This window comes from Cellvibrio sp. (assembly GCF_053579595.1).
On the sequence record NZ_JBRFPI010000169.1, the window covers coordinates 4,575 to 9,328 of the forward strand.

Consider the following 4,754-nt stretch of genomic DNA (forward strand, 5'->3'; position numbering starts at 1 on the left):
CACCACCGGCGAGTGCAGCGCCGCCTTTGCCGGATAACAACCCGGCCAAGCTGCCGAGCGGAGAATTATTGGCTGGTTGTTGCGTATTGTTCGATTGCGGCCAGTTGCCGGGTTGTTGTGCGCCGCCTTTGTTTTGCAGTAAATCCGTGCCTGCTTTTAACAACTGGTTTAATAAGTTGGTTGTGTTCATTCCTGCTTCCTCTGTGACTTTTTCACGTTGTCTATTCAGATTGAATTCATGGGGTTGGCGTAGTCTGAAAACAAGCCTCAGGACTGTTAAGTTTTGTGGCCTGCACTACTGATTGCTACTTACCGCTGCTCCAGGTTTGCAGTCCCGTGACAGCACCCATCACCCGAGGAGATCATCATGAATAAGCACATTCGTATTGTTGTTGGCAGTATTTTATTGAGCGCACTTGTACCACTGGCTGCTGTTGCGGCGTCTGACATGCATATCAAAATTAGTGATATAAAAGGCGAATCAAAAATTGTGCATTGCCCCAGTGGTACTTGTACGGTGACAGGTCTGGCAGCAGGTACTTATCAAGTACAGGTGTGCGATGAAAAAGGTGCAGCGGTGAGTTCGAGCACTGCCTTGAGCCATTCAATCAAAAGCCCGCGCGATGCGGCGAGTGGATTGGCGACCGGAAAACGTCAACATAAACCTATGACTATTACCCAGCAATTGGATAAAAGCTCACCGCAATTATTCAGCTTGGTGGTGACTGAACCAGGTTCCAGTGTGACTATTCAACCACAGGCGGTGGCGACTGAGGTTGCTGCACCGGTATCCAGCGGCGGCGGTACAGGCAAGGTGAATGTGCAGGATATTAGTATGACTCGCTAAAGATCCTGGTTGGCCGCGCGCACCAGCTGTGTAAAATGCCTGCACTCTGTTGACCAAGGCCAGCCTTATGATTACCGAAAATCCCGCTGCGCCCGGTACTCCTGCCGGGCGCAAACTTATCCCCACCAATATCATCACCGGTTTTTTGGGCGTGGGGAAAACCACCGCAATCACCCATCTGCTCAATAGCAAACCGACTGATGAAGTCTGGTCGGTATTAGTGAATGAATTTGGTGAAATTGGTATCGATGGCGCACTGTTAAAAAATACCAACGCCCATGTGCGCGAAGTACCCGGCGGTTGTATCTGCTGTGTGGCGGGGCTGCCGATGAAAATCGCGCTGAATATGCTGATCGCCAAAACCAAGCCGGACCGCATTATTATCGAGCCAACCGGCCTTGGTCACCCCGAAGAAATTATCAATACGCTCACTGGCGAATATTACGACACGGTGTTAGATCTGCGCGCGACCATCACACTGGTTGATCCGCGCAAATTGGTTGAGAGCCGCTACGCCGATAACGCCAATTTCAAAGACCAAATCGCGGTGGCCGATGTATTGGTCGCCAATAAAACCGATTTGTGCTCACCGGTTGATCGCGCCAATTTTGATGATCTGGTTGCGGGGTTTAATCCGCCCAAACAGGCGGCCTTTGCGGTGCAGCAGGGGCAGTTGGAATTGGGCTGGCTGGATTATCCGCGCCGCACACACGCTCTGAACAATCCGCAACATCACAGTGCGCAGCGCAACCGGCTCTCCCCCCAGCGCGAACTTTACAATGCCGCGATTCAGTTGCCGGATGGGCAGGATTATCTGCGCCGCGAAAATCAAGGCCAGGGTTATTACTCCTGCGGCTGGCTGTTTCAACCGGCCATCCAATTTGATTTCAACCAACTCTTCGGTTGGATGACCGGCCTTAATCTGGTGCGCGCCAAAGCGGTGATGAATACGGACCAAGGCGTGTATATGTTCAATGCTGAAAACGGTGTGCTCAGCGTCAAGCCGCTTATGTTAGGCGGCGAGCAGGAAGGTGAGCCAGAGCTGCTCGATAGCCGTATTGAATTAATAAACGATGACGTCATGGCGCTGGATGAATTGGAGGCGGCGTTGTTTGGTTGCCGTTTAACCATTGAGGATGAAATGAATCCTTGTGGTGCATAAACAGCGGAAACAGAACCATTAGGACGCAGGAAATCTCACCAACTTAACGGTATTGAGCTAAGGTTAAGGGTAGAGTTCTCACCGGAAACTCACAAAAACAAAACCTTTCAGGGGTCAAAAAATGATGTTACTGCTCTCTCTGCTGGCGATATGGGTGTTGGTCGCCCTATTAACCTATCGCCAAGTGGCGCTCGCCGCCGCCTCATCCATAGTGATTATTGCCTGGTTGGTATTGGGCGCCGTCACGCCGGCGATGTTATCGCCCTGGTTGGTTGTGCCTCTGGCACTGGTGTTGGTTGTGTTGAATGTGGGCAGTGTGCGCCGCGCAATCCTCACCAAGCCTGTGTTTGCGATGCTAAAAAAATCCATGCCACCGATCAGCGCCACCGAGCGCGACGCCTTGGAGGCCGGTACTACCTGGTGGGAAAAAGAGCTGTTTAGCGGCCGTCCGGATTGGAATGAGTTTGCGCAAATCAGCTTGCCGCAACTCACCGCGGAAGAGCAAAAATTTATCGATAATGAAGTAAGCGAACTCTGCTCGCTGCTTGATGAGTGGAAAATCCAGAACGATCTGAAAGACCTGCCAGCGGAAGCATGGCAATACCTCAAAGACAAAAACTTCTTTGGCCTGATCATCCCCAAAGAATACGGCGGGCGCGATTTCAGCCCTTATGCACAAAGCCGCATCATGAGCAAAATCGCCAGCCGTTCCGGCACCGCCGCAGTGACCGCGATGGTACCCAACTCCCTCGGCCCAGGTGAATTGCTGGTCAAATACGGCACCGAAGAACAGCGCCAGCGCTGGTTGCCGGGTTTGGCAAACGGTACTGAAATTCCCTGTTTTGGTTTGACTGGCCCGGAAGCGGGCTCTGATGCAGGCTCGATTCCCGATACCGGTATCGTCTGTAAAGGCATGCATGACGGTCAGGAAGTCATCGGTTTGAAACTGACTTTCAGCAAGCGCTGGATCACTCTCGCGCCAGTTGCAACGGTGGTCGGTTTGGCATTCAAGGTGTATGACCCCGAAGGCCTGCTCGGCGACCCTAACAAAAAAGAATACGGGATTACCTGTGCGCTGATCCCGGCTAATCACCCGGGTGTTGAAATCGGTAAACGCCATAACCCCGGCTCACCGTTTATGAACGGGCCGATTTTTGGTACCGATGTCTTTATCCCCGCCGATTGGATTATTGGTGGTGCCGCTATGGCTGGTAAAGGCTGGCGCATGTTGATCGAATGCCTCGGCGCCGGTCGCGGTGTTTCCTTGCCTGCACTCTCAACTGCCAGCGGTGAAATGAACTACCGCATGGTGGGTGCTTATGCGCGCATCCGTCGCCAATTCAATATGGAAGTGGGCAAGTTTGAAGGCGTGCAAGAGGCCTCGGCTGATATCGCCGCGAGCGGTTATGCGCTTGAAGCCATGCGTCAATTTGTCACCAAAGGTTTGGAAACCGGTGCGCCTGCAGTAATGACTGCTATGGCGAAATACCATGCAACGGAAATGATGCGTAAATCGGTTGAGCATTCGATGGATATCGTCGGTGGTCGCGCCATTCAAAAAGGCCCGCGCAATTTCCTGGTGGCTTCTTATCATTCAGTGCCGGTGGCGATTACGGTGGAAGGTGCGAATATCCTGACGCGCTCGCTGATGATTTTTGGCCAGGGCGCTATGCGTTGCCATCCTTTCCTGTTTGAAGAAATGCTCGCCATGCAGTTGGAAGATGGCAGCGAAGGCCTGAAAAAATTTGACAAGTTGTTTACCAGTCATCTCGGCCACATTTGCAACAATATGCTGCGCACCAAATTGCTCGGTTTTCTCTGCGGCCGTATGAGCAGCGTGCCTGCCAATGCTGATGATTTCAGCAAGCGCTGGTATCAACGTATCAACTTATTGAGCGCGGCGCTCGCCTCTATGTCCGATATCGCTTTGGGTGTGTTGGGTGGAAATCTAAAACGCCGTGAATTATTGTCGGCGCGTTTGGGCGATGTGCACAGCCAATTGTTTATCGCCAGTTCGATTTTGAAATTTCACTCAGCCCATGCGCGTACTCGCGCAGAAGATGCCCATGCCGAATACGCATTGACTCGCTCACTGTTTATTGCCCAGGAAGCGCTGCGCGATTTTTCCGATAACTTCCCGCTTAAATGGCTGGCGAAGATCGTTCGTTTTATTGCCATGCCTTACGGCAAAATCGTCAACAAACCCAATGACAATTTGATCCGCGAATTGGGTGATTTGATTATGGAAGAAAATCCTGTGCGGCTAATGCTCGGCCAATATCTCTATGTCAGCCACGACCCGCAAGATGCAATGGGGCGTGTGGAAAGCACTTATCAACTGCTGTTGTCTCTGGGACCTGTGTGGCACGCTTTCCTAAAGGCAAAAAACAGCGGCAAAATTTCCGGTGCAACGACGGAAGCGCTGGCCAAAGATGCAGCAGAAAAAAATATTATCCAACCGCACGATGTTGCGCGCGTAGTGGAATACGATGCGCGTCGTTTCGATTGCTTGTTAACGGATGCGTTTGATAAGTTGTAATGTTGAGACCTTAAACACGCAATAAAAAACCCGCTGCGGCGGGTTTTTTATTGGGCGTTAACCGGAAATTTAACTTCAAAAACGGGAGTGGTGAACGTCACCGTCTATGGCTACACCGAGCTCAGGTCTCACCCCTCACCCCAGCCCTCTCCCCGTTGAGGGGAGAGGGAGTCGCGCCGTGTGCGCGTGCAGGTTCGATCCTCGCG

The 4,754-nt window shown here is 52.1% G+C and carries 4 protein-coding genes; 3 read left to right on the plus strand and 1 reads right to left on the minus strand.

The features are described from left to right. Positions 1–190 (minus strand): hypothetical protein (locus ACWA6V_RS11660; RefSeq protein ID WP_449522648.1); only part of this gene is annotated, 190 nt, incomplete at its 3' end. 177 nt (positions 191–367) lie between these two features. Between ACWA6V_RS11660 and ACWA6V_RS11665 the strand changes: the two genes are divergently transcribed. The 3 genes from ACWA6V_RS11665 to ACWA6V_RS11675 all read left to right on the plus strand — a co-directional run bounded on the left by ACWA6V_RS11665 (position 368) and on the right by ACWA6V_RS11675 (position 4,548). Next, positions 368–847: a type VI secretion system tube protein Hcp gene (locus tag ACWA6V_RS11665; RefSeq protein WP_449522649.1), complete on the plus strand. Its 480-nt coding sequence runs from the start codon at positions 368–370 to the stop codon at positions 845–847. A 67-nt stretch (positions 848–914) separates the two neighbouring features. After that, positions 915–2,009: a CobW family GTP-binding protein gene (locus tag ACWA6V_RS11670; protein ID WP_449522650.1), complete on the plus strand. Its 1,095-nt coding sequence runs from the start codon at positions 915–917 to the stop codon at positions 2,007–2,009. A gap of 121 nt (positions 2,010–2,130) precedes the next feature. Beyond that, positions 2,131–4,548, plus strand: a complete 2,418-nt coding sequence (locus tag ACWA6V_RS11675; protein WP_449522651.1) for an acyl-CoA dehydrogenase — start codon at positions 2,131–2,133, stop codon at positions 4,546–4,548. Positions 4,549–4,754: the final 206 nt, after the last annotated feature.